General features: G+C 35.4%; 24 protein-coding genes and 1 pseudogene. 24 read left to right on the top strand and 1 reads right to left on the bottom strand.

What is annotated here, in order from left to right; genetic code table 11:
- The 7 genes from ABS911_RS08180 to ABS911_RS08150 form a co-directional block, all read left to right on the top strand.
- Positions 1 to 1,266: heavy metal translocating P-type ATPase (locus ABS911_RS08180; protein ID WP_350467188.1), on the top strand; the 1,266-nt coding region annotated here is incomplete at its 5' end.
- 119 nt (positions 1,267 to 1,385) lie between these two features.
- Entirely contained in the window at positions 1,386 to 1,820 is a 435-nt protein-coding gene (locus ABS911_RS08175; protein ID WP_350467187.1) for a VOC family protein, read from the top strand.
- Positions 1,821 to 2,080: 260 nt separating this feature from the next.
- On the top strand, positions 2,081 to 3,079 hold the full coding sequence (locus ABS911_RS08170) for an MsnO8 family LLM class oxidoreductase (protein ID WP_350467186.1): 999 nt from the start codon (positions 2,081 to 2,083) through the stop codon (positions 3,077 to 3,079).
- Between the two features lie 298 nt (positions 3,080 to 3,377).
- Positions 3,378 to 4,100, top strand: coding sequence for an amino acid ABC transporter ATP-binding protein (locus ABS911_RS08165; protein WP_350467185.1), 723 nt, complete (start codon positions 3,378 to 3,380; stop codon positions 4,098 to 4,100).
- A 32-nt stretch (positions 4,101 to 4,132) separates the two neighbouring features.
- Positions 4,133 to 4,957: a transporter substrate-binding domain-containing protein gene (locus tag ABS911_RS08160; RefSeq protein ID WP_350467184.1), complete on the top strand. Its 825-nt coding sequence runs from the start codon at positions 4,133 to 4,135 to the stop codon at positions 4,955 to 4,957.
- Positions 4,957 to 5,667 (top strand): amino acid ABC transporter permease, encoded by a 711-nt coding sequence (locus ABS911_RS08155; protein WP_350467183.1) that lies wholly within the window; start codon positions 4,957 to 4,959, stop codon positions 5,665 to 5,667. Before ABS911_RS08160 ends, ABS911_RS08155 begins: the two co-directional genes overlap by 1 nt.
- Complete coding sequence (locus ABS911_RS08150; RefSeq protein ID WP_350467182.1) at positions 5,664 to 6,323, top strand: amino acid ABC transporter permease; 660 nt, start codon at positions 5,664 to 5,666, stop codon at positions 6,321 to 6,323. The genes ABS911_RS08155 and ABS911_RS08150 overlap by 4 nt, the downstream gene beginning before the upstream one ends.
- Before the next feature lie 66 nt (positions 6,324 to 6,389).
- Here ABS911_RS08150 and ABS911_RS08145 read toward each other — a convergent pair whose 3' ends face one another.
- Entirely contained in the window at positions 6,390 to 7,244 is an 855-nt protein-coding gene (locus ABS911_RS08145) for a DUF72 domain-containing protein (RefSeq protein WP_350467181.1), read from the bottom strand.
- A 235-nt stretch (positions 7,245 to 7,479) separates the two neighbouring features.
- Between ABS911_RS08145 and ABS911_RS08140 the strand changes: the two genes are divergently transcribed.
- The 17 genes and pseudogenes from ABS911_RS08140 to ABS911_RS08060 form a co-directional block, all read left to right on the top strand.
- Positions 7,480 to 8,319, top strand: a complete 840-nt coding sequence (locus ABS911_RS08140) for a Cof-type HAD-IIB family hydrolase (protein ID WP_350467180.1) — start codon at positions 7,480 to 7,482, stop codon at positions 8,317 to 8,319.
- A gap of 232 nt (positions 8,320 to 8,551) precedes the next feature.
- Positions 8,552 to 10,576, top strand: coding sequence for a methionine--tRNA ligase (metG, locus tag ABS911_RS08135; protein WP_350467179.1), 2,025 nt, complete (start codon positions 8,552 to 8,554; stop codon positions 10,574 to 10,576).
- A gap of 80 nt (positions 10,577 to 10,656) precedes the next feature.
- Positions 10,657 to 11,424 carry a TatD family hydrolase gene (locus ABS911_RS08130; protein WP_350467178.1) on the top strand — a complete coding sequence of 256 codons (768 nt, stop codon included), beginning with the start codon at positions 10,657 to 10,659 and terminating at the stop codon, positions 11,422 to 11,424.
- The gene (gene rnmV / locus ABS911_RS08125; RefSeq protein WP_350467177.1) at positions 11,424 to 11,990 is read left to right on the top strand and encodes a ribonuclease M5; all 567 of its coding nucleotides are present in this window, start codon (positions 11,424 to 11,426) and stop codon (positions 11,988 to 11,990) included. The genes ABS911_RS08130 and rnmV overlap by 1 nt, the downstream gene beginning before the upstream one ends.
- A complete protein-coding gene (rsmA, locus tag ABS911_RS08120; protein WP_350467176.1) occupies positions 11,977 to 12,870 on the top strand; it encodes a 16S rRNA (adenine(1518)-N(6)/adenine(1519)-N(6))-dimethyltransferase RsmA in 894 nt (297 codons plus the stop codon). Before rnmV ends, rsmA begins: the two co-directional genes overlap by 14 nt.
- A 157-nt stretch (positions 12,871 to 13,027) precedes the next feature.
- Complete coding sequence (locus ABS911_RS08115) at positions 13,028 to 13,285, top strand: Veg family protein (RefSeq protein ID WP_013709871.1); 258 nt, start codon at positions 13,028 to 13,030, stop codon at positions 13,283 to 13,285.
- Positions 13,286 to 13,388: 103 nt separating this feature from the next.
- On the top strand, positions 13,389 to 13,784 hold the full coding sequence (locus ABS911_RS08110; protein WP_350467175.1) for a VOC family protein: 396 nt from the start codon (positions 13,389 to 13,391) through the stop codon (positions 13,782 to 13,784).
- Positions 13,785 to 13,995: 211 nt separating this feature from the next.
- Positions 13,996 to 14,847 (top strand): 4-(cytidine 5'-diphospho)-2-C-methyl-D-erythritol kinase, encoded by an 852-nt coding sequence (ispE, locus tag ABS911_RS08105; RefSeq protein ID WP_350467174.1) that lies wholly within the window; start codon positions 13,996 to 13,998, stop codon positions 14,845 to 14,847.
- Between the two features lie 196 nt (positions 14,848 to 15,043).
- Complete coding sequence (locus tag ABS911_RS08100; RefSeq protein WP_350467173.1) at positions 15,044 to 15,997, top strand: metal ABC transporter substrate-binding protein; 954 nt, start codon at positions 15,044 to 15,046, stop codon at positions 15,995 to 15,997.
- A gap of 58 nt (positions 15,998 to 16,055) precedes the next feature.
- Positions 16,056 to 16,763, top strand: coding sequence for a metal ABC transporter ATP-binding protein (locus tag ABS911_RS08095; protein WP_350467172.1), 708 nt, complete (start codon positions 16,056 to 16,058; stop codon positions 16,761 to 16,763).
- Positions 16,709 to 17,539, top strand: a complete 831-nt coding sequence (locus ABS911_RS08090; protein ID WP_350467171.1) for a metal ABC transporter permease — start codon at positions 16,709 to 16,711, stop codon at positions 17,537 to 17,539. Before ABS911_RS08095 ends, ABS911_RS08090 begins: the two co-directional genes overlap by 55 nt.
- A 242-nt stretch (positions 17,540 to 17,781) precedes the next feature.
- Complete coding sequence (purR, locus tag ABS911_RS08085) at positions 17,782 to 18,600, top strand: pur operon repressor (protein ID WP_350467170.1); 819 nt, start codon at positions 17,782 to 17,784, stop codon at positions 18,598 to 18,600.
- Positions 18,601 to 18,843: 243 nt separating this feature from the next.
- Positions 18,844 to 20,211: a bifunctional UDP-N-acetylglucosamine diphosphorylase/glucosamine-1-phosphate N-acetyltransferase GlmU gene (gene glmU, locus ABS911_RS08080; RefSeq protein ID WP_350467169.1), complete on the top strand. Its 1,368-nt coding sequence runs from the start codon at positions 18,844 to 18,846 to the stop codon at positions 20,209 to 20,211.
- A 105-nt stretch (positions 20,212 to 20,316) separates the two neighbouring features.
- Positions 20,317 to 21,306, top strand: coding sequence for a ribose-phosphate diphosphokinase (locus ABS911_RS08075; RefSeq protein WP_023176632.1), 990 nt, complete (start codon positions 20,317 to 20,319; stop codon positions 21,304 to 21,306).
- Between the two features lie 186 nt (positions 21,307 to 21,492).
- Entirely contained in the window at positions 21,493 to 21,924 is a 432-nt protein-coding gene (locus tag ABS911_RS08070) for a NusG domain II-containing protein (RefSeq protein ID WP_023176634.1), read from the top strand.
- A gap of 436 nt (positions 21,925 to 22,360) precedes the next feature.
- Complete coding sequence (locus ABS911_RS08065; RefSeq protein WP_350467168.1) at positions 22,361 to 24,523, top strand: glycoside hydrolase family 3 N-terminal domain-containing protein; 2,163 nt, start codon at positions 22,361 to 22,363, stop codon at positions 24,521 to 24,523.
- A 9-nt stretch (positions 24,524 to 24,532) separates the two neighbouring features.
- Positions 24,533 to 25,927, top strand: a pseudogene (locus ABS911_RS08060) (GH36-type glycosyl hydrolase domain-containing protein); the annotation flags it as partial.

The raw sequence follows: 25,927 nt of genomic DNA, 5'->3' as shown, positions 1-25,927 counted from the left end.
GTGAAAGTTGAGAAGCTTTTTTCTGAATCAACGGTTACAAAAATCCTTGATTTAGTAGAAAATGCAAGCGGTCGAAAAGCTCCAACTGAAAAATTTATTACGAAGTTTGCGCGTTACTATACACCTATTGTTGTTATTCTGGCTTTAGTGCTAGCGATTATTCCTCCGTTAGTTTTTCCAGGTGCTACATTTAATGAATGGATCTATCGAGCAAGTATTTTCCTTGTTATTTCTTGTCCATGTGCACTAGTTGTATCAATTCCTGTTGGATTCTTTGGCGGGATTGGAGCAGCTTCAAAAAAAGGGATTTTAGTGAAAGGAAGCAACTTCTTAGAAGGATTGAATGATATTAAATACGTCATTATGGATAAGACTGGAACGTTAACAAAGGGTAAATTTGAAATTACTGATATTCAACCCGCAAATAGATGGAGTAAACAACAACTGTTAGAACTAGCTGCATACGCTGAAACTCATTCCTCTCATCCAATTGCGGATTCTATCAGAGAAAAATACGCAGAACAGATTGATGAGAATCGAATCACGGAATATAAGGATATTTCAGGCCATGGTATCCAAGCAATAGTTGATGGGAAAGAAGTATTAGCAGGAAATGCGAAATTAATGCAAAAATACAACATTTCATCTACTGAATCAAATGAAATTGGAACTCTTATCTATGTAGCTGTCGATAAAGAATATGCTGGACATATTTTGATTGCGGACGCAATCAAGGAAGATGCTGCTGCAGGAATAGCGCTGATGAAAGAAAAAGGCGTGCAGCACGTTATTATGCTAACGGGAGACTCAAAATTAGTAGGGGAAGCCGTTGCTAAAGAATTAGGAATTGACGAGTTCTATGCAGAGCTTTTACCACAAGATAAAGTAGATAAAATGGAAGAGATTATGGCACGCAAAGGTCCAAAAGAAAAAGTAGCTTTTGTTGGTGACGGAATCAATGATACCCCTGTACTTGCCCGTTCAGATATAGGGATCGCAATGGGAGGATTAGGTTCAGACGCAGCAATTGAAGCAGCTGATGTCGTTATAATGGACGATAAACCATCTAAAATTGGAACAGTCATGCAAGTCGCAAAAGATACTCGAAGAATTGTATGGCAAAATATAATTTTAGCCCTTGCAGTAAAAGGTTTTTTCTTAATTTTAGGTGCATTAGGTTTTGCAACCATGTGGGAAGCTGTTTTTGCAGATGTTGGTGTAACGGTTATTGCCGTTTTAAACGCCATGCGAGTGTTAAAAAAATGATTTGTTGATGGATGAAAATTTTTTTATCTATCCAGATAGTAGTTCTTGTATAGCTCTGCTAAGTTGTATAGGTGGTATACTATAAGTGATTAAAAAAATATTACTTGGAGGGTGCATAAATGATCACAGGAGTTGAAATAGATTTTGTTGTAAAAGATAGTAAAGCAGCTTTGGAACAGTACAGCTCTATTTTTGAGGTTGTAATAGTTGAGGCAACAGATTTTAAAGTAGGGAACAACGAAGCAGTTTTCACAATTTACGGTACTCGTTTCCATATGCTCGATGAAAATCCTGAATACCAATTGTTCGCACCAAAAGAAGATAGTAGCCAATCATTCTGGTTCAATGTAGTGGTACCTGACATTCAAGTAGTATTTGATAAAGCAGTTGCTGCAAGAGGAACGATCATTCAACCTATTACAGAAATGGAAGAAATGGGCATTTCAAATGCAATGTTTTTAGACAGCTTTGGTTATGTTTGGATGCTACACGAAATCCATCAAGAAGTATCTTTTGAAGATCGCGTAAAAATATTAAGCGAAGATTTTGAATAAGAACTAATTTCTACTAATAATAAAAAGATAAGAATACCTTGTAAGGTTTAGTTTGTTACCTAATCTTACAGGGTATTCTTATCTTTGAATCATTTTTTACAAATTGATTTCTATAGCAGCTAACCCGTGTGTATAGAAATCATATCCATGTTTCTTTATAATGATGAACATGAGAACAAAAACAACTTCTACTATGGCTAATAAAAAATTAGACAGATACTAGTAAAAAGTGTTGGGATAATGAAGGAGATGGAAGAATAGTGAGATTAAGTGTCTTAGATCAAGCACCGATAACCAGTGGAAATACAGCTGCAGAAGCTTTATTAAAAGCTGAAGAATTGGCTATTTTAGCGGATGAATTAGGGTATACACGTATGTGGATGGCAGAGCACCATGGCACAAATGGTTTTGCGAGTTCAGCACCAGAAATCACTGCAGCTCATTTAGCGGCAAAAACAAAAAACATTCGAATCGGTACGGGTGGAGTCATGATGATGCATTATTCACCCTTGAAATTAGCGGAAGTTTTTAAAACGTTAAGTGCTTTCTCACCAGGAAGAATCGATTTTGGAGTAGGTCGTGCTCCAGGTGGCGACAATAATTCAATCTATGCTTTATCAGAAGGTCGTCAGCCTATGTTGGACAATATGTATGAAAAATTTGATACGGCATTAAAATTAATCAATGATGAAGTACCTGAAGATCGATTATATAATCGAACAATTGCTACTCCTTCACACATTCAATTGCCTGAATCTTGGTTACTGGGTTCTAGTGGAAGCAGCGCACGAAAAGCCGCTCAAATGGGAGTGGGTTATTCTTTTGCTCAATTCTTTATGGGTGGAATGACAAAAGATATCTTAGATGAATACAGAGTCAATTTTCAACCTTCTGCTTTTATGGAAAAACCGAACATCAATGTAGCGTATCTTGTGACGACAGCTGAAACTAGAGAAGAAGCAGAATATGAAGCTAAGCCACAAGATATTGCACGTCTATTGATGAGAAAAGGACAAATGGGTCAATTGCTGACACCTGAAGAAGCACAACATTATCCTTTAACCGAAATTGATCAATTAACGATAAAACAAGGACGTGAATTACATTTAGTAGGTACACCCAAAGAAATCGCTACAAAATTATTAGAAGACCAAGAGAAGTATGGTTTTGATGAAGCGATGATTTGTAGTATTCCTCATTCACAAGAAAAACGATTAGACGTGTATCGTCTTTTAGCCAAAGAATTACTAAACAAATAATAAATCATTCCCACTGCCAACCAATGAATGTTCATTGGTTGGCAGTTTTTTTATTTTTTTAATAAAATAATGAGAAAAATGATAATTTTTTAATGGTGTAAAAACAAAGTGAATAAAGGGTTTTGGTTAGTTTTGTATTAAAACCGTGTAAGAAAACGTTACACGGATAAGATATGTGTTAATTGATTTCTCATAAATGTGTATTTATACTATTGATTTAAGCAGCAAGAAAGACCTCGCCTGCCTAAAAAAGATTACTGATTACCATGAATGTTTTTGTAAAGGAGATGAGACAGAGTTGATCAAGCTACAGAATGTAAATAAATATTTCGGCGACCATCATGTACTAAAAGATGTTAATTTAGAGGTGGCAGAAGGGGAAAAAGTGGTTATCATAGGCCCTTCTGGTTCTGGAAAAAGTACCACAGTTAGATGTATGAATTTTCTTGAGGAACCTACGACAGGAGAAGTCTATATAGATGGCAATCAAATAACAGAAAAAAACAAATTAGAGATGGTACGAAATTCTTCTGCAATGGTCTTTCAACAGTTCAATCTTTATCCGCATATGACGGTGTTAGGAAATCTGACAATTGGGCCCATAAAATTACAGAATAAATCAAAAAAAGAAGCAGAAGAACTGGCTTATCGGTATCTAGATATCGTAGGGTTGCGAGAAAAAGCAACAGCATACCCTTCGACACTCTCAGGAGGCCAACAGCAAAGAGTTGCTATTGCTAGATCGCTCTGTTCTGAAAAGAAAATCATTCTATTTGATGAACCTACATCTGCTTTAGATCCAGAGACGGTTCAAGAAGTATTGGACGTTATGATCAAATTATCGAGCATGAATATTACAATGGTCGTTGTGACTCACGAAATGGGTTTTGCTAAACAAGTAGCAGATCGTGTCATTTTTATGGATAATGGAACCATTTTAGAAGTAGGGTCACCAGAACATTTCTTTGAAAATCCTACTCATGAAAGAACAAAAGAATTTTTAAGCAAAATTTTAAGATAAAAAAATAAAGATATCCTTAGGAGGAAAAACAAATGAAAAAAAGAAACTTATTAGCAACAGTCATTTTGTCTAGTGTATTATTTTTAGGTGCTTGTTCGTCAGATGATAGTTCAACAACAGAAGCAGACACACCAAAAGGATCGGATCAATTAACAATTGAATCAATCAAAGAAGCCGGCGTTTTAAAAGTAGGGGTAAAAGAAGACGTTCCAAACTTTGGGCTGAAGAATACAGATACAGGAGAAATAGAAGGATTTGAAATTGATATTGCTAAAAAGATAGCTGAGGATATTTTAGGCGATCCGGATGCCATTGAATTAACACCTGTTACAGCCAAAACCCGTGGTCCATTATTGGATAATGGCGAAGTTGATATGGTTATTGCTACTTTTACAGTTACTGAAGAACGTAAAGAAACGTATAATTTCTCAGATGCGTATTATGAAGATGCTGTTGGTTTATTAGTGAAAAAAGATAAAAACTATGAAGGTCTAAAAGATATGGATGGAGCTAATGTAGGTGTAGCACAAAGTTCTACAACATCCGAAGCCATTGCATCAGAAGCTGAACAATATGATATCACAGTAGAATTTTCAGAATATGCTACTTATCCAGAAATTAAAGCTGCATTAGACTCAGGTCGTGTAGATGCATTTAGTGTAGACAGATCTATTTTGGCTGGCTATTTAGATGATTCAACTGAAATTTTACCAGACCGTTTCGCAACACAAGATTATGGAATCGCAACGAAGAAAACAAATACGGAGTTAGCAGAGCATGTAAATGAGTTGATCACTACTTGGGGAGAAGATGATACTCTTAATGGATTGGTTTCAGAGTGGGGATTGAGTGAATAATGAAAAGTACAAATCCATTCGCTCTTTGGAGATGGGAGGACCTGTTTCAAAATTTTGATAATTTTAGTTCTGGTTTTTTAAGAACACTCCAAGTGGCCATCTTAGCATTAGCTTTGTCTTTGGTAATCGGAATTGTTATTGGGATTTTATCAACTGCCCACAATATGATTCTGCGTTCGGTCGCACGAGTATATGTCGAAATTTTTCAAAATATCCCTCTTGTCATTCAAATCTTTTTTATGTACAACGGGTTAGCAATGGCAGGATTAGTCTTAAGCGAGTTTACGATTGGGGTAGTAGGGGTTGGATTGTATCATGGAGCTTATATTGGTGAAGTGGTACGTGCGGGTATTCTATCTGTTCCTAAAGGTCAGCAAGAAGCTGCGTATGCACAAGGATTTAGTTATACACAAACCATGCGCTACATCATATTGCCTCAAATGGTTAAGGGTATTTTGCCTCCGTTAACCAATCAAGCGGTCAATTTGATAAAAAATACTTCTGTGTTGGCTATTATCGCAGGAGCAGACTTAATGTATGCAGCGGACTCTTATGCTTCATTCAGCTTAAATTATGGACCATCTTATGTGATTGCAGGATTGCTTTACTTCATTCTCTGTTTCCCACTGGCTACGTTCTCAAGGAAATACGAAGAGAAATTAAAAAAGAATGATTCCTTAGTTGTGGATATTCCGGAGGTGATGGAATGATAAACTCCATACAAACCGTTTTTACAAGGCCTAACGTATTGTTCTTGTTAGATGGATTAAAGACTACTTTGTTAATTTCTTTATGCGTAGTGATCCTTTCAATCGTTTTTGGAACACTCTTAGGGTTGATCAGAAACTATGAAAAGAAGTTTTTCGGAAAAATAGCCGGATTTTATATCGAATTATTCCGTAATACGCCATTGTTACTATGGATGTTAGGTTGTGCTTTCCTGATACCAGGAAGTACGATATTAGTAAAAGCTTCTATAGCGCTGTTTCTTTATACAGCTGCAGTAGTAGCAGAAATTGTGCGTGGCGGATTAAATTCGATACCGAAAGGACAATTTGAAGCTGCTCATTCTCAAGGGTTTTCATTCTTTCAAACACTAGTGTATATCATTTTGCCACAAACCTTCAAAAAAATTATTCCATCTTTATTGTCACAAGTGATTACAACCATTAAAGATACGTCATTTCTTGCTGGACTAGGAATCATGGAGTTTACACGAAGTGGCCAAGTTATTTTAGGAAAAGTAACAAAAACTTCTGAAGTGTTTTTAATTTATGGTTTCTTGGCAGTTGTTTATTTTATTATCTGCTTCGCATTGTCGGTTTTAGTAAGAAATTGGCATAAAAAGAATTCTGAAAATGTATAGTTTATATAATTTAGGAAATAAAAAAACGGACTCTTAACGGGTCCGTTTTTTTTTGCTAGAAAAATATTAAAAATCTTCCTCAAATAAATTCAATTCGGTTTGTTGTGGAGCAAGATGGTCAAAAGTAAGCTGTAATTTTTTTTGCAATTGTTTCGCATTTTTCGCGGCATGTCCACCAGAGTTATTGTTAAAAATAACGGCAACTTCTTTTGACTCTGTTTCTAATTGGCGAATAATGGTTACGAAATCATCTAATTCAGAAGAACTATAATCATAAAGTGTCCGTTTTTCCCGCCAATTGGGTCCACTAGCATCTAACCAGCCTTCATAGTTTTGCCCATGCAAACGAAAAAGAGTGAGTTCGTCGTTGGTCCCTTTGACGATTAAAGGAACGCTGTTTCCAGGGGTCTGAGGTTGATCGACAACAGTGTGAATAAAGTGTTCTTCCGTTAAAAAAGCTAATGTATTTTCTTTATTGGTGTCACTGTACCAACTAGAATGACGAAATTCAATCGCGATTGGCAGTTCACCCATGTATTGGCGGACTTTTCTTAAATACTGAACGTGTTCTTTCGTACAGTCAAAATAAGGTGGAAACTGAAATAGAAAAGTTTTGATTCGATTCGCTGTGATCATAGGTTCAAAAATCGTAATGTAATGCTCGAACATTTGTTGTTCAGTCGGGAAAAACTTCAGCCAATCTTTGTGTAACGTCATTGCTTGAAAAGCTTTAGGGATAAATTGAAAAGTAGCAGGTGTTTTTTCTATCCACGAGAAAATATTTTTAGTAGGAGGAATAGCATAAAAGCTGGTATCCAATTCTACAAAAGGGAAATGTGAACTATAATCTTCCAATCGTTTCGATTTTCGGACGGTCAGTAGGTCATGATCAGACCAACCCGTTAAGCCAATAGAAATCATTGTGACTCCTTCTTTCTTGAGTAATAAATCATTAGCCTTATTGTACCGCAACCGTTATTATTAAGGAAAGTAAAAGCTTTTTATAAAATTTATCCCTTAAATGGATAGAAAGAAACGTAAGAGAAGTGAATTAAATAACTATTAAAATGTTTCACGCGAAACAATTTGTTTCACTACGATCATTACAAAATAAAAATGGCAGTAGTTGAATATAAAAATCAGAGGAGCACTTAAAATGTATAAACTTATATTTTTTGATATTGACGGAACATTATTGACAGATAAAAAAAGAATTCCAGATTCTGCTAGAAAAGCCATTCAAGACCTGAAAAAAAAGGGTATCATACCGGTTATTGCTACTGGAAGAGCGCCGTTTAGAATTGATGAAATTCTAGCATCATTAGATATTCAGACACATATCACATTGAACGGACAGTATGTTGTGTATGAAGGTGAGGTAATTCATCAAAATCCATTGTCGGTGGATTCTGTTAAACGACTTGCGCTAGCTGCGGAAACAAATAAACAACGCATAGCGTTTTGTGGAAGCGATGAAATATTAGGGACTTCTATGGTTACTTTTGGACAAAAAGGATTATTGAAAAAAATGATTCAGCGAGTTCCGATAGCACCACCTAAAAAAGTGATGCAATTGCTTATGCGCTATATTGGTTCTTCTAAAAGAGTGAAGCCGATTTTGCCACATTACTATGAAGACCGTACCATTTACCAATGTATCATCCATACAACAGAAGAATACGATACTTTTTACCAAGAAGCTTTCCCAGATTGTCATTTCACACGATGGAATCCCTATTCAGTAGATGTGATCTCGAAAGGAATGTCTAAAGCAGTAGGCATTCAAAAATTGATCGAACATATAGGTATCGATATAAGTGAAACAGTTGCATTTGGAGATGGATTGAATGATATGGAAATGTTGCAAGCGGTTGGTATGGGAATAGCAATGGAAAACGGACGCACGGAATTAAAAGAAATTGCAGATGACATCACGGCATCTCCAGAAAATCATGGCATTTTGAAAGGTTTGCAAAAATTGAATTTAGTGCCGTAAAAAGTCTGAAGAATATCATATAAAACTTTAGTTAAGATATAAAGAAATCATTCTCAATTTCCTATTTTCAGTAGTTTTCTGTGGTATACTATTTCAGAAAGCTTTTGAGAAAAATCAATTTAAATAAAAAAGCACCCTACTCATTTGTTGTCTAAGCGTACCTTCTTTTCTAAAAGATTGTTTGATAGATGGTTAGAATGGAGTAGTTAAACCTACTAAGGAGGCACCTAAAGTGACTGAGAAAAAAACATTTTACATTACAACACCTATTTACTATCCAAGTGGAAAATTGCATATTGGAAATGCCTATTCAACAATTGCGTGTGATGTTATGGCACGGTACAAAAGAATGCAAGACTATGATGTTTTCTATTTGACAGGTAGCGATGAGCATGGCCAAAAAATTGAAAATAAAGCACAAGAATTAAATATTACGCCTCAAAAATATGTCGATCAAATGGCTGAAGGCATGCAAAAATTATGGAAATTATTAGAAATCAGCAATGATAAGTTCATCCGCACAACTGATCCTGCACATGAAAAAGTTGTCGCAGATATTTTTGAACGCTTTTTAGCGCAAGGAGATATTTATCTTGATGAATATGAAGGCTGGTACTCTGTTCCAGACGAAACGTTTTATACTGAAACGCAATTAGTGGATATTGAACGTGATGACCAAGGCAACATTGTTGGCGGGAAGTCACCAGACAGCGGACATCCGGTAGAGTTGATCAAGGAAGAATCTTATTTCTTTAGAATGAGTAAATATTCGGATCGTTTATTAGCTTATTACAATGAACATCCAGATTTTATTCAACCTGAGTCACGTAAAAACGAAATGATCAATAACTTTATTAAACCTGGTTTGGAAGATCTAGCTGTTTCACGTACGACATTTACTTGGGGAGTTAAAGTACCAAGCAATCCGAAACACGTTATTTACGTGTGGATTGATGCATTGGCAAACTATATAACTGCACTTGGTTACGGTACAGATGATACATCATTGTTTGATAAATTCTGGCCAGCAGATGTACACATGGTCGGAAAAGAAATCGTTCGTTTCCATACTATTTATTGGCCTATTATGTTAATGGCTCTAGATTTGCCATTGCCTAAAAAAATATTTGGTCACGGTTGGTTGTTAATGAAAGATGGTAAAATGTCTAAATCTAAAGGGAACGTTGTCTATCCAGAAATGTTAGTAGAGCAATATGGCCTAGATGCTTTGCGTTATTACTTGATGCGTGAAGTAACTTTTGGAAGCGACGGAGTATTTACTCCAGAAGACTTTGTTTCTCGTGTGAATTACGATTTAGCAAATGACTTAGGGAACTTACTCAATCGTACAATTGCGATGATCAACAAGTATTTCGATGGAGAAGTCCCTGAATATTCAGGAAACGTTACAGAATTCGATGCTATCTTAAAAGAAACAGCAGAAAAAGTTTGTGTGGATTACCAAAATGAAATGGAAAATATGCAATTTAGTAGTGCATTAAGTCATGTTTGGGTATTGATTTCGCGTGCCAATAAATACATTGATGAAACTGCGCCATGGAAATTAGCGAAAGAAGAAGAGAAGACAAGCGAATTAGCGAGTGTCATGGTTCATTTAGCAGAAACGCTTCGTATTTCAGCTATTTTATTGCAACCGTTCTTGACTCACGCACCTAAAGAGATCTTTGCTCAATTGGGAGTTGAAGGAGAATTTGCTGGAAACTGGTTAACAGTCCAATTTGGCTCATTCCCTGAAAATACTACAGTGATCAAAAAAGGTACACCTATATTCCCACGTTTAGATATAGATGTAGAAGTTGCTTACATTAAAGAGCAAATGGCTGGTGTTCCTGATCAACGAGAGCAAGAAGCTGAAGAGGAAACGAAATGGGATCCTTCAGAAACGGTGTTAACGTCAACAAAAGAAAAACAAATCAAGTACGACGATTTTGATAAAGTTGAACTAAAAGTCGCTGAAGTTATGGATTGTCAAAAAGTAGAAGGAGCAGATAAGCTCTTAAAATTTCGTTTAGATGCAGGAGACGAAGGTCACCGTCAAATCCTTTCTGGGATTGCAGAGTGGTATCCGAATCCAGAAACTTTGATCGGTAAAAAAGTTGTGATCGTTGCGAACTTGAAACCGCGTAAAATGCGTGGAGAAGTCAGTCAAGGAATGATTTTATCTGCTGAAAAAGATGGGAAATTACAAATTATTGAAGCACCAATTGAAGCACCAAATGGATCTGAAGTTGCTTAAAACCTTATAAAACGAATACCCTGCTGGAAACTCATTTAGCAGGGTGTTTCTGTTAAAGAAGAACAAGAAAGGATGATATTATGTTATTTGATACGCATACGCATATTAATGCAGAAGAATTTGATCAAGAAGTTCCAGAAACTGTTCAGCGTGCGCTCGAAAACGATGTAAGTAAAATGGCTGTAGTAGGATTTGATACTGAAACGATTGAAAAATCGTTAGCCTTAAGTAAGGAATATAAAGAAATTTATAGTATTATTGGCTGGCACCCTACTGAAAGCTATTTGTACACTGAAAAAATTGAAGAAAAATTGTATCATCAATTGCAATTACCCAAAGTTGTGGCTATGGGAGAAATGGGTTTGGATTACCACTGGGATACTTCTCCAAAAGATGTTCAAAAAGATGTCTTTCATAGACAAATGCAAATTGCCAGAGAGTTGAACATGCCTATTAGTATCCATATGAGAGATTCAATTGAAGATACCTATGAGATACTAAAAAAAGAACATGTTGAAGATATTGGCGGTATTATGCACAGTTTTAGTGGTGATACATTATGGATGGAACGCTTCTTAGACTTGGGCATGCACATTTCTGTAAGTGGCGTTATCACGTTTAAAAATGCGCCTGAAGTAAGAGAAGTAGCTAAAGCTGCTCCGTTTGATAAATTATTGATTGAAACAGATGCACCTTATTTAGCGCCAATGCCCTATAGAGGAAAGCGAAACGAACCAGCATACGTTAAGTTTGTAGCAGAAGAAGTGGCGAAACAAAGAGGCATGAGTTACGAAGAAGTAGCTAAACAAACGATGCAAAATGCTAATCGCTTGTTTAGGTTAGCTTGATGGAAAAAATAAAAGAAATTATAGTTGTTGAAGGCCGTGATGATACAAGGCGTATTTTAGAATCAGTTGAAGCGGATACTATTGAAACAAATGGTTCAGCTATTGACGAAGAAACGTTGAAGCTGATAGAAAAAGCTCACGAAACAAGAGGCGTTATTGTCTTTACAGACCCCGATTTTCCTGGTGAAAAAATCAGGAAAATTATTTCGCAAGCTGTTCCCGGAGTAAAGCACGCTTTTTTGACAAAAGATGAGGCTAGAGCAAAGGGCAAGGGCAGCTTAGGTATTGAACATGCTTCACCTGAAGCGATACGTGTAGCACTATCAAAATGCTACACCGAGACTATAGCTAAAGAGTCGCTAATCTCACAAGAGTTGTTAATGGATGCTGGCTTGATTATGGGACCAAATGCTCGAAAGAGACGAACAAAATTGGGCGAAAAACTTAATATTGGTTACACTAATGGAAAACAACTTCAAAAGAGATTGCAAATGTTTCAAATCTCACCTGAAGAAGTTGTAACAGTGATGCAACAAATTTTGGAGGAAGAAAATGACAACACGTAAAGATATCGCAACCCCATCAAGAACCAAAGAGATAATGGAAAAATATGGCTTCTCAGTAAAGAAAAGTTTAGGACAAAATTTTATTGTCGATCCTAATATTTTAAGCAATATTGTAGCTGCTTCTAATATTGACAAAAACACAAACGTTATTGAAGTTGGTCCCGGTATAGGTGCTTTAACTGAACATCTTGCAAGAGCGAGTAAGGAAGTTATTGCTTTTGAAATTGATAATCGTTTACTCCCGGTATTAGCGGATACCTTGAGCCCGTATGATAATGTTTCGATTGTTCATAGTGATGTATTGAAAATCAATTTACAAAAGACCTTGCCAGAAATGATCGATTTAGATGAACCTTTAGTTGTGGTAGCTAATTTACCTTACTACATTACAACGCCTATCATTATGCATTTCTTAGAGACACCTGTTCGAATCGATGGGTTAACAATCATGATGCAAAAGGAAGTAGCCGAAAGAATAACAGCTGCTCCCGGTAGCAAAGCTTATGGATCATTGTCCATTGCTATCCAGTACTACATGGAAGCTGAGGTTGCTTTTATTGTTCCTAAGACAGTCTTTGTACCTCAACCAAATGTTGATTCTGCCATCATTAAGTTAACAAGAAGAGCAACGCCAAGTGTAACGGTTAAAAATGAAAAGTCCTTTTTCGCACTTGTTCGTTCGGCTTTTGTGCAACGACGTAAAACGCTTTGGAATAATTTATTAATCAGATATGGCAAAGAAGATTCCACTAGAGAAAAATTAACCCAAGCATTAGAAGCCGCAAGCATTGATCCAAAGCGTCGTGGGGAAACGTTAAGCCTAGAAGAATTCGCCCGTTTATCAGATGCAATCGATGAGATTGTATTAAAAGAAGATTAAGTTTTTTTAATTATAAACAGGTATGCCAGTGGTATCAACGACTTTTAAAGTAGGTAATATGAGAGAATTATTATTTGTACCAAAGGTTTTCTTGTGGTATACTTGTAAAATTTCATTTTATATGTTACAATGGCATCAGACGAGTGAGGTGAATCTGATGCCAAGTACATTAGCAGACATTAAAGAAAGCTTAGATGATCATTTAGGTAAGAAGATTATGTTGACCGCGCAAGCTGGTCGTAAGAAAAAAACCGAACGCAAAGGTATTTTAGCAGACACATATCATTCAGTATTTGTAGTGGAGCTAGATCAAGAAGAAAATGCATTTGAACGTGTCTCATATAGTTATACAGATGTTTTAACTCAATCTGTAGAAATTGAATTTATTGAAGAAGAAAAACGCCAATTAGCTTAAGCATTAAAAAAGAATAGAAAACAGTTGACGAGCTATAAAATGCTCGTTTTTTTTGTACCATCAAAAGAGAGCTGATAATTTTTAGTGTTAGGAGGTTAATAAAATGGGGAATATTCATCATATAGAATTAAATGTTTCTGATTTAGAAGGATCCATTCGTTTTTGGAGCTGGTTTTTAGAGGAGCTAGGCTATCAGCCTTTTCAAGTTTGGGATGAAGGAAGAAGCTGGAAAAAAGATGAAACGTATCTGGTGTTTGTTCAAACAAAAGAGCGTTTTATTTCTGAAGGTTACCATAGAGGACGTACAGGTCTGAACCATTTAGCATTTCAGGCAAATTCCCGACAGCAAGTAAACGATCTAGCAAAAAAACTAGAAGAAAAAGGCATTGAAATTTTGTATAAAGATCAACACCCATTTGCTGGTGGAGAGCAGCATTATGCAGTGTTTTTTGAAGATCCAGATAGAATTAAAGTGGAATTTGTAGCCCCTCTTACATAAAAAAGAAAAGGCCTGAGACGGAAATGTTTCAGGTCTTTTCTTTTGTATTGAACTAAGTGGTTTATGTGTGATTAACCTGTTAATAAGTCAATAACTTGCCATTTTTTTAATATTTAAATTAAATTATGGCTTTCATGCTTTTCAAATCTTTTTATTTAAGCTAGTATGTTCTACAGACAATACAAATACTGAGGAAAGGAGTGAAGTGTAAATGGAAATCATAGAAAAGGCTCCTGCTAAAATTAATTTAAGCTTGGATGTTTTGCATAAAAGAGAAGATGGTTACCATGAAATGAAGATGGTAATGACTTCAGTTGATTTGGCAGATCGCATAGTGCTAAAAACAATTGAAGGAAATCGAATCGTTATTCACTCAACTAATGGATTTTTGCCATTAGACCAACGAAATCATGCATATAAAGCTGCAAAACTGTTAAAGGATACCTATCATATTGAAAAAGGTGTCGATATTACTATAGAAAAAAACATTCCGATTGCTGCTGGTTTAGCCGGTGGTAGCAGTGATGCGGCTGCTACCTTAAGAGGACTGAACCGTTTGTGGGATTTAAAGTTAACAAAAGATGAGCTAGCTACTCTGGGAGAAAAAATCGGCTCAGATGTTCCTTATTGTATTTATGGTGGAACCGCGTATGCGACCGGTCGTGGAGAAAAAATTCAACAAATACAAGATATCCCTCAGTGCTGGGTAGTGCTAGTTAAACCTAAAAAAGGCATTTCGACTTGGACTGTCTTTGAAAATCTTTCTTTTGATCAGTTGATTCATCCGGAAATACCTCAAATGTTGACTGCTATTCAAGACAATGATTATAGCCAAATGGTTGATAGTACTGGTAATGCCTTAGAAACTGTATCAGCTGTAAAGCAACCCGATATTAAGCGAATCAAAAAGAAGATGATCGAGTTTGGAGCAGATGCTGCTTTGATGAGCGGAAGTGGTCCTACAATTTATGCTTTATGTAAAAAATATTCTAAAGCTCAGCGAGTTTATAATGGTTTAAAAGGATTTTGTAATGAGGTTTACTTAGTGCGAACACTAAAATAAACTAAAAAAATGAATATCAAAGATGTGAATAGCTTTCTTATTTTGATAAGAGAAGTTCACGTCTTTTTTTTCTTGACGCGCAATGTAGATAATGATAAGCTACATAAGGAATTTTAAATAGTAATGATTACGATTTGAAAAAGAGAGCTAACTAAAAAAACAACCAATTTAAGTATAGATAAATATAAAGGAGGATATGCATTCGATGAATAAGAAAAAGAGAATCGGGTTAATGACCCTAGCATCTATAGTGATGATGCTAGTAATAGGATGTGGGAATCAAGAAAATACACAAACGGAAACAGATAAACTAAATGTAGTTACAACTTTCTATCCAATGTATGATTTCACAAAGAAAGTTGCTGGAGATGAAGCTGAAGTAACCTTATTGTTAGAAGCTGGGACAGACACACATGGCTATGAACCGAGTGCAAAAGAAGTTGCAGCCATTTCAGATGCGGATGTGTTTGTTTACAATAGTGAGGAAATGGAAGTCTGGGTTTCAAGCGTTTTAGAGAGTATAGATACAGAAAATACAGTGATCGTTAATGCAAGTGAAGGCATTTCTTTGTTGGAATCAACAGAAGAAGATCATCATGACGAAAATGAAGAAGAGGGCCATCACCATGAAGTTGATCCTCATATTTGGTTAGATCCTGTGCTTGCTCAAGAGGAAGTCACGAATATCAAAGAAGGATTGGTTGCTGCAGATCCAGAAAACAAAGAAATATATGAATCGAATGCAACACAATACAATGAAAAATTACAAACATTGGATCAAGAATTTGCTAATGCTTTCAGTGACGCAACAAACCGTGTTTTTGTGACTCAACATGCAGCTTTTGCATACTTGGCTAATCGCTATGACTTGGAACAAGTTTCAATTGCTGGAATCTCAACCGAAGAAGAACCAAGTCCAGCTAAACTGGCTGAATTACAAGATTATATAAATGCGAATGATATCCATTACATTTACTATGCAGAAACATCTTCTAGCAAAATTGCAGAAACACTCGCTAATGAGACAGGTACAGAATTAGAAATTTTAAATCCAATTGAAGGCATTACAACTGAGGATCAAGAAAAAGGAACAGACTATATTCAATTAATGAAAAATAATCTAGCTGCTCTTCAAAAAAGTATTAATTAATAAAACGGAAATGGGTGCAATAAACCTTTCCTATAGATAAAAGAAAGAAGGGGTATTCATGCATTACGTTGAAGTAAATGACTTATCTTTTTATTATGATGAAGAACCAGTTTTAGAAAACATTTCCTTTACGGTTGATCCAGGCGAATTTGTTATGCTGACAGGAGAAAATGGTGCGGCAAAATCTACGTTATTGCGTAATATTTTAGGTTTGCTTCAACCAACGAAAGGAACGGCTAAGATTTCTGCTGTAAATAGAAGAAATGAACCTTTAGCAATTGGTTACATTCCGCAACAAGTAGCCTCATTTAACGCTGGTTTTCCTAGTACAGTATTGGAGTTGGTTCGATCTGGTCGTTATCAAAGAGGAAAATGGTTCAAACGTTTAGATGCAGAAGACCATGTACATGTTGAACGTTCGTTGAAATCAGTAGGTATGTGGGATTTACGCCATAAAAAAATTGGGGAACTTTCTGGAGGGCAAAAGCAGCGTATTTCGCTAGCCCGTATTTTTGCTACAGATCCAGATTTGTTTGTTTTAGATGAACCCACTACTGGTATGGATCTAGATTCCAGAACAGAGTTTTACGAATTGCTAAAACACAATAGTGAATTTCATGGCAAAGGCATTTTAATGGTGACGCATGATCATGAAGACATAAAAAAATATGCGGATAGACACATTCAGCTTATCCGAAAGGAGGATTCACCATGGAGATGTTTTTCTATGGATTCATGCAGCGAGCATTCCAATCTGCATTCTTGATTGCTGTTATTGCCCCTATTCTAGGATTATTTTTAGTTCTTAGAAGGCAATCATTGATGGCAGACACGTTATCACACATTTCTTTAGCCGGAATTGCGTTAGGGTTATTTTTAAATGTAAATCCAACCTTTATGACTTTAGTCGTCGTAGTAATTGCAGCTGTGATTATTGAGTATCTAAGCATGCTGTACAAATCTTATTCGGAAATTTCTATCGCTATCTTAATGTCTGCTGGAATGTCCGTAGCACTTGTTTTAATGAGTTTGAGTAGTGGTGGATCCACGACTACTATTCAACAATACTTATTTGGTTCAATTGTGACGATCAGTCAACAACAGATTTACTTGTTAGTGGCCTTATTTGTAATTGTTGTTGGATTGTTTTTAGTCTTTCGTAGACCAATGTATGTATTAACATTTGATGAAGATACTGCTTTTACAGCTGGTTTGCCGGCGCGAATGATGTCGATTCTTTTTAATGTGATCACGGGAGTGACTATTGCAGTAGTTATGCCTATTGCAGGAGCCTTACTAGTATCAGCCATTATGATTCTGCCAGCGGCTATTGCTATGCGCATCAGTAAAAGTTTTTATTGGGTTATTCTTGTAGGTATTCTTGTAGGTATCGTAGGAATGTTTTCAGGGTTAACGGTCTCCTATCAATGGGGTACTCCGCCAGGTGCGACGATTACCTTAGTGTTTATTGTTATTTTTATCCTTACAACTGGGACAATGAAAATCGTGCAGCAGATGAAATATAAAAAAAGCCGTTCTTAAGGAATAGCAATATGTAAAAGGATTGAGAATTTTCTCGATCCTTTTTTGTATGCAAAAAGTAATAGAAAGTTAATACGAAGGTTCGTGTTTTTTTTTATGAGAAATAGTTAATAAAAACGAACATTTTTATAATAATACTTAAAAAGCTACCTTTTTATATGGAAAACGCGTATAATGATGTTTGATAGAAATAATGACCTGGCAAAACCTAAGAAAATGAGTCTATAGAAAAGGTGAAAATAATGAAAATAAAAAGAAGTGAACGATTGATCGACATAACGCGTTATATGTTGGAGCGACCGCATACGTTAGTGCCGCTTACCTATTTTGCGAACCGTTACGACTCTGCTAAATCTTCTATTAGTGAAGATTTAAGTATTGTGAAAAAAACATTTAGAGAACGAGGCACAGGAACTTTGGAAACAGTCCCTGGAGCAGCAGGAGGGGTACGTTATATACCCGAAATTGCAGAGGATGAAGCTGAAGAATTTGTAAAAGAAATGTGTGAACGTTTATCTGAATCAGACCGGTTACTACCAGGCGGATATGTATACTTGTCTGATTTACTTGGACAACCAAGTGTTTTACGTCAAGTCGGGAAAATCATTGCAACGAAGTATTTAGAACAACCTATTGATGCTGTAATGACAGTAGCGACAAAAGGGGTTCCAATTGCTCAAGCAGTGTCAACGTACTTGAATGTACCATTTGTTATTGTACGTAGAGATTCCAAAATAACAGAAGGTTCTACTGTAAGTGTGAATTATGTTTCTGGATCGTCTGATCGTGTTGAAAAAATGGAATTATCTAAACGCAGCTTGAAACGTGGATCTCGAGTATTGATTGTAGACGACTTCATGAAAGGCGGCGGTACCGTTAACGGTATGAAGAGCTTGATTGAAGAATTTGAAGCAGAGCTGGTGGGCATCACAGTTTTTGCTGAATCTACTTTTAGCGGCAATAGAATGGTAGATGAGTATACATCCCTTTTATGTGTAGATGAAGTGAACGTTCGTGAAAAAACAATCCATGTACAACCAGGAAATTATTTTACCAATTAAAAAAAATAGCGAGGATAAAGGTGAGTCTAGTACCTTTTTCCTTGCTATTTTTAGTTGAGGCTTTCTTTCTTATTTTTAATTTGTAACAGAAGTATAAGCTATCTAATCCACATTACTTCTTGAAAACTGATTATGTATAAGCTATCATAAAATAGGAGACTTTGTAGTAAAAAAAGTCTTAGCCTAATTAAACTAAAATGGACAATAAAAAAAGAAGAACAAAATGAGATAGGAGTTTATATAATGCCACAACGTTATGCAGTGATATTAGCAGCAGGACAAGGTTCAAGAATGAAATCTAAGTTGTACAAAGTGTTGCACCCAGTTGCAGGTAAACCAATGGTTGGACATGTAGTGAGTCAAGTTGAAGCTGTAGGTGCAGATGAAATTGTAACGATTGTTGGGGTGGGCGCTGAGAAAGTAAAAGATTATCTTGGTTCACGTTCTGAATATGCTATTCAGTCTGAACAATTGGGAACAGGGCATGCTGTTATCCAAGCTGAAGAATTATTAAAAGATAAAGAAGGAACGACACTGGTTATTTGTGGGGATACACCACTTCTAACTGCTGAAACGTTAACACATTTATTTGATAATCACCAAGAACAAGGGGCAAAAGCAACTATTTTAACGGCACATGCAGAAAATCCTACTGGATATGGTCGAGTTATTCGTAATGAACTAGGAAATGTCGAAAAAATAGTAGAACAAAAAGATGCGAGTCCAGAAGAATTACAAGTACAAGAAATCAATACTGGAACCTATTGTTTTGACAATCAATTATTATTTGAAGCTCTTAAACAAGTTGGGAACGATAATGTTCAAGGGGAGTACTACTTACCAGATGTAATTGAAATATTAAAAAAACAAGAATACGTCGTTTCGGCTTATAAAATGGATAATGAAGAAGAAGCGTTAGGTGTAAATGATCGGATTGCTTTAGCTGAAGCAACGAAATTAATGAGAAGCCGTATCAATAAAAAACATATGCAAAATGGGGTTACCTTTATTGACCCGACAACAACGTATATTGATAGTGAAGTCGAAATAGGTTCGGATACGCTTATTGAAGCAGGTGTTAGTCTTAAAGGATCTACCACTATTGGAGAAGATTGTTTTATTGGTTCAAATTCTGAAATTTCAAATAGTGAAATAGGCAATCATGTTCAAGTGAAAAGTTCCACTATTGTAGATTCAATAATGTCAGCTAATAGCAACATAGGGCCATATAGTCACTTGCGTCCAAATAGCAAAATTGGAGATTCTGTTCACATTGGAAACTTTGTTGAAATCAAAAATGCAACAATTGGTCAAGATACTAAAGTAGGGCATTTAACGTATATCGGGGATGCAGATTTAGGGAAAAATATTAATGTAGGATGCGGCACTGTTTTTGTTAATTATGATGGGAAAAACAAACACCGTACAACTATTGGAGACAATGTATTTGTAGGCTGTAACGCTAACTTGGTCGCACCCATTACAATTGAAGAAAATGTTTACATTGCTGCTGGATCAACAATTACTAAAGATGTTCCTACTGAGTCTCTTGCCATTGCAAGAGCTCGTCAAGAGAATAAAGCGAACTATTTTGACCGGTTACCACATTAAAAATCGAATATAAATTGCTGAAATACTTGATTTTCAGTAAAAAAGTGACTACTATTAATATGATATGAAGTAAATAAGTTGTAAATAAAGAAAGTGGAGGTCACTATGTCAGAACAGTATTTTGATCCGAAGTTAAAGATTTTTGCGTTAAACTCTAATAAACCATTGGCAGAAAAAATTGCTAAATCGGTGGGAGTAGAATTAGGAAAACTATCTGTGGATCAATTCAGCGACGGAGAAATTAGAATCAATATTGAAGAAAGCATTCGTGGAGCGCATGTTTATATCATCCAATCAACATCTAGCCCCGTAAATGACAACTTAATGGAACTATTGATTATGATCGATGCTTTAAAACGTGCAAGTGCAGCAACAGTTAATATTGTTATGCCTTACTATGGTTATGCAAGACAAGACCGCAAAGCTCGTTCTAGAGAACCCATTACTGCAAAACTTGTTGCTAATATGATTACAGCTGCTGGAGCAGATCGTATGCTGACATTAGACCTACATGCTGCTCAAATCCAAGGCTTTTTCAATATGCCTGTTGACCACTTGGTAGGTGCCCCTCTTTTAGCAAATTATTTCTTAACTCAAGAAATTGTTACTGAAGAAGAAGATGTAGTTGTTGTTTCACCAGATCACGGTGGCGTAACACGTGCGCGCAAATTAGCGGAGTTCCTAAAAGCTCCAATTGCTATTATTGACAAACGTCGTCCTAAAGCAAATGTAGCAGAAGTTATGAACATTATTGGCAACGTAGAAGGCAAAAAATGTATCTTGATCGACGATATGATCGATACTGCAGGAACTATTACTTTAGCTGCCCAAGCTCTTTCTGAAGCGGGTGCTACTGAAGTTTATGCTTGCTGTACACACCCTGTTCTATCAGGTCCAGCTATCGATAGAATTCAAAACTCAGTAATCAAACAATTGATTGTTACAGATTCAATTTTCCTTCCGGAAGATAAAAAAATTGATAAAATTGTTGAAGTAAGTGTCAGCAATTTAATGGGTAACGCAATTACGCGTATCCATGAAAATAAATCAGTTAGTCCATTATTTGAAAGAAAATATACAGACGTAATAAAATAATTTAATTTATTATACGATCAAGCGAATTAAAAAATGTGATAAGAAAAAGGAAAACTTTCTTATCGCATTTTTTTGTTGCAATAGATGAACGACACGAGTAATCATCTTGCTGTCTAAATCAAAGATTGTTATACTTAACGCATTAGCTTCCTAGTAGAAAAATGGGAGAAATGGAGTCAAAAGACAATGAAAAAATTTAAAAATCAATTAGAATTGGTTCGTCCTTTTGATGGTATTATTGTTATTTTATTATTATTAGGATCTTTTATACCACTTATTATTTTTGGTTATTCTACTAAAAATATAGATGAAGATAGTTCTATTTATGCTGTCGTTATCATTGATGGAGAACCGGTTAAAGAAATAGAACTATCAGAAGATACATCCCATGAGACGTTTACTTTCTACCCATCAGAAGGGCAATATAATATTATTGAAGTTGATGGGACAAAAATTCGCAATAAAGAAGACAACAGTCCAGATCAAATAGCGGTGAAGACGGGTTGGATTAGTAAACCTGGTGAAACAGCTATTTGTTTGCCGCATAAATTAATTATTGAAGTGAAAGCCACGGATTCTTCAAAAGAAACAGATGATGATGTGATTATTCCACTCTAAAAATGTGTGATAAAAATACCTAAGAGTTAATCGCTAGATCTAAAAAACATAGACTAGCAAATATTTTTCGATAAGTTGGCGCTGATTTTGTTTTTAGAATCCATTTAAGAAAAATTAGATATATAAGAAGGAAGCTGAGACTTTTTTGTCTTAGCTTCCGTTTTTATGTTGACGTTAAATAAGAAATAGTGAAATTAAAAGATTAAATAATCATTCGATAAAAATAATAGCGATCACTATATATAGTAAATAATTCTCCTACATAAATGAGAATAAAATTATTTTCTTCTAAAGTTAGAGTTATTGAAGAAACATAGAAATTTCCATTCATAAAGAAACTAAAAAAATAAAAGACTTGAATAAAAAAATGATAGCGCTTATAATGTTTTTGAGAGCGGTTCGAAACGTTTCGATAAATTATTGAGGAGTGATACATTTGAATAAAAAAGAATTAGTTTCATTAGTAAAAAATATGACAATTGATGAAAAAATTGGACAATTGCAACAATTAACAGGAAATTTTTATACAGATTCTGAAGCAGAAATTACAGGACCACTAAATGAAAGCGGATTAACAACGGAAATGGTAGCAAACGCGGGTTCTGTTTTAGGCTTATCTGGAGCTGAAGAATTAATTGGAATCCAAAGAGACTATTTGGAAAGTAGCCGATTAAAGATTCCTTTATTATTTATGGCTGATATTATACATGGATATCGAACAATTTTTCCAATTCCATTAGGATTAGCTAGCTCATGGGATCCTATTTTAATGAAGGAAACTGCTGAAGTGGCTGCTAAAGAATCTGCTTTAAGTGGATTGCATGTGACGTTTTCTCCGATGGTTGATTTAGTTCGTGATCCTCGATGGGGAAGAGTTATGGAATCGACTGGTGAAGATCCTCTTTTAAATCGCCAATTTGCAAAAGCAGCAGTTGAAGGGTACCAAGGAGAAGATTTACGCAATGACTTAAATCGAATTGCAGCATGTGTCAAGCATTTTGCAGCGTATGGTGCTCCAGAAGGTGGACGTGAATACAATACGGTAGACATGTCTGAAAGAATGTTACGGGATATGTATCTTCCATCTTATAAAGCAGCAATTGATGCAGGTTCAAAATTAGTAATGACTGCTTTTAATACAGTTGACAGTATTCCAGCTACTGCTAATAAAAAACTGAATCGTGATATTTTACGTGATGAGTTTGGTTTTGACGGAGTTTTAATTTCTGATTGGGCTGCAATTAAAGAAGTAATTGCTCATGGAGTTGCAGGAAATGATAAAGAAGCTGCAAAATTGGCTTTAGAAGCAGGCGTTGACATTGAAATGATGACTTTTTGTTATCAACACTTTTTGAAAGATTTATTAGCAGAAGATTTGGTTTCCATCGATTTAGTTGATGAAGCAGTTTTACGAATTTTAGAATTAAAAGAGGATTTAGGTTTATTTGAAAACCCTTATCGTGGAGCAAATGCTGAAGCTGAAGAACGCTGGGTATTTAGTCAAGAACATCAGGACGTTGCTGAACGTGCAGCAAAAGAATCAATTGTTTTATTAAAAAACAATCAACAAGCTTTGCCAATTTCTGAAACAGAAAAATTAGCTCTAATAGGTCCCTTTGTTGATAATGGTGAAATTTTAGGTACTTGGTCTTGGAAGGGTAATCCAAAAGAAACAGAAACGATTAAGACTATTTTTGAACAAGAACCCAAGAAAATAGAAGCTAGTTATGTACCTATGGCTGATGTAAATAACTTAACTAAAGAAGAATTAAATGGAGCAATTAATGTAGCTCAAAAGGCAGATAAATTAGTTCTTTTATTGGGTGAAAATTTTATGATGAGCGGAGAAGCCTCAAGCCGTACTAATCTACAGTTGCCGCAAGCTCAGCTTGATTTAATTGCTGCATTAGCTGAATTAAATAAACCGATGATCCTAGTTTTATTTAATGGACGTCCACTAGAATTAACTGCAATCGAACCACAATTTGAAGCTATTATTGAAGCTTGGTTCCCTGGAACAAAAGGAGCAAAAGCGTTACATGATATTTTATTTGGAAAAGTTAACCCAAGTGGTCGCTTAACGATGTCATTCCCTAGAAATGTAGGACAAGTTCCTATTTACTATAATCATTTTAATACAGGGCGTCCAATTGACTATGATGATTTAGAAAATAAATACGTTTCTAAATATTTAGATGTGGCTAATACACCGCTCTATCCTTTCGGTTATGGTTTAAGTTATTCAAATTGTTCTTATGGGACTCTTGCCTCAACTAAGGAAACGTACCGAATGTCTGAAAAAATTGAAATTAGTCTAGATGTGACAAATAATGGCAACAGAGCGGCAAAAGAGACGGTACAATTATATACTCGCGATATAGTTGGTCAAGTAGTTCGACCAGTGAAAGAATTAAAGGGATATCATAAAATAGATTTGGCACCAAATGAAACAAAAAAAATTAGCTTTACATTAGATAGCAATGATTTAGCATATGTTCATTCAGACTTAACATTAACAACAGATAGTGGTGAATTTGAAATTATGGTTGGACCAAATAGTGAGGAAGTACAAACTATTCTTATTCATTTAACTAAGTAGGAGGATTCCATGACAATTCAAGACAATAACTATATTGAATTAAAAAAAGATAATACGACTTTTCGCTTTTTAGCAACAGGCGACCTATTTGATGCCTATCATCATGATGTAATGATTAATCAAGTGAAAAGCAATCCCATTGATGGATCAATGAATAACTTATATTTGCGCTTTTTTACGGAAAATGAAGTAACAGAAGTTTATCCACTGATTGGCGTTTCTAGTCAAAGCCAACTTAAGGTGAATCAGCAACAATTAAAATATACAGGTCAAGTTAAAGGGGTATCTTATGAAGTTCTATTTACTCTAGCTACTGAAAATACCTGGTTTTGGGATATCACTCTAAATGGCAGCAATCAAACAGTCGACATAATATACGGTCAAGATGTGGGAATGGCTTATACGGGAGCGTTACAGTCTAATGAAGCTTATACTTCACAGTATTTAGATCACAAAGTATTTGAAGAAAAAGGATATTACACAATTGCTTCAAGGCAAAACCAAAAACAAGGAGAAAATAATCCTTATCTAGAACAAGGTTCATTAACAGGAGCCATTCACTACGTGACTGATGGTTATCAATTTTTTGGCAAAGAGTATAAATTAACTAATCAGCCAGCTGCTTTAAAAAAAGAAAATTTAGTAAGTGAAGTCTACCAATATGAATTTGCTTATATTGGCTTGCAGTCAACAAAAGTTATTTTAGATCAAACGAGAAAGATAAGTTTCTATGGCTTAATCAAAGAAAGCCATCCTGAAGCAGTAACACAGTTAGAGTTTAAAGAAGAGCTAGCTAAGGCGGCTTCTATTGTAAATAACATGGAAACTTCCTTTTCCCCTGTAGAAGTATTACGCCGTAACAAATTGTTTAGTCAAGACTTGCTAACGGGTACTAAGTTTACTACAGCAGACATCGATTATTATTTTCCAAAAAGACAAGCAGAAGAAAAAAAAGACAATCAATTGCTATCCTTCTTTACTGAAACAAATGAACACATCGTTTTACAAGATAAAGAATGCCAAATGGAACGTTCTCATGGACATATCGTGATGAGCGGTACGAATACCAGTATTTATCAAGAAACAATGACAAGTACTTCTTATATGTATGGTTTATTTCAAGCGCAAATTGTTTTAGGAAATACGTCTATGAATAAATTTAATACTAATGCCAGAAATGCATTGAATTTTTTCAAAACATCAGGACAACGTATATATATTAAACGTGCAGAACAATTTCATTTATTAACCATGCCTTCAGCTTATGAATTAGGTTTTAACTACGCTAAATGGTTTTATAAGTTAGATAATGATATGTTAATAGTAACAGTGTATACAGCAACAGATACAACAGAAATCAAAATGAAAGTAACTTCAACTAAAGAAATTGAATATGAATGGTTA

Source organism: Carnobacterium sp. (assembly GCF_040274425.1).
Note: the sequence above shows the minus strand (reverse complement) of the source record. Positions and strands in the feature narration are given on the sequence as shown.